This is a genomic window from Stenotrophomonas capsici (genome assembly GCF_034961085.1).
GTDB lineage: Bacteria > Pseudomonadota > Gammaproteobacteria > Xanthomonadales > Xanthomonadaceae > Stenotrophomonas > Stenotrophomonas capsici.
This window is the reverse complement of the sequence record NZ_JAYFUH010000057.1, coordinates 1-924: the sequence shown is the minus strand read 5'-3', so window position 1 is coordinate 924 and position 924 is coordinate 1. Positions and strand designations below refer to the sequence as shown.

At 67.0% G+C, this 924-nt stretch carries 1 pseudogene; it reads left to right on the top strand.

Annotated features, from left to right (window positions below):
- Positions 1 to 39: 39 nt before the first annotated feature.
- Positions 40 to 924 (top strand): annotated as a pseudogene (locus VA603_RS01795) (hypothetical protein); the annotation flags it as partial.

Below are 924 nucleotides of genomic sequence, written 5' to 3'. Positions count from 1 at the left end.
GCCATCGGCGCCAATGCCACGGCCACGCATGAGGGCAGTGTGGCACTGGGCACCGGAAGCACCACCACCGCCAACCTTGGCGCGACCGCGTATACGTCCCAGTCCGGCGCCAGCCTGGCAGGCGCCATTGCAGTCGGGGAAGTCTCGGTCGGCTCGGCTGCCCAGAAGCGCCGCCTCACCAATGTCGCCGCCGGTGCGGAAGGCACTGATGCCGTCAACGTCAGCCAACTGCAGGCGGAGGCCAACAAGTCCAACGCAACCGCTGCCGGCATTGCCACCGCAATCGGCGGAGGCGCGGCCTATAACGCCGATACCGGCACGTTCAGTGCTCCCACCCTGACGGTGGGCGGCCAGCCGGTAGGCAGCCTCAGTGATGCGATCACCCATATCGATGGCCGCACGGTGTCCAACGCGACCGCCATCGATGCGCTCACCACCAATCTCAACAGCGGTACCGTGGGCCTGGTCAAGCAGGAGGCCGACTCCCTGGCCATCGGCGTGGCCACCGACAAGGCCGGTACGCTGGTGAACTTCGCCGGCACCGACGGCGCACGCACCCTCACCGGCGTGCAGGCCGGCGCAGTGGTCGCGGACAGCACCGATGCGGTCAACGGCGCACAGCTGTTCGCCACCAATGCCAACGTCACGGCCCTGGGTGGCCGCATGGACACCGCCGAGACCAACATCACCGGTCTGGACGGTCGCCTGACCACGGCCGAAGGCAGCATCACCATCCTCAACGGCGACGTCGCTGCACTGGGCGACCGCGTGACCACCACCGAGGGCGACATCGCCTCGATCAACACCAACATCACCAGCCTGCAGGGTGACCTCACCAGCCTGGACAACCGCACCACCGTCAACGAAGGCAACATCACCGCGATCCAGGGCGACATCAACAGCCTGACCACCAACCTCAACAGC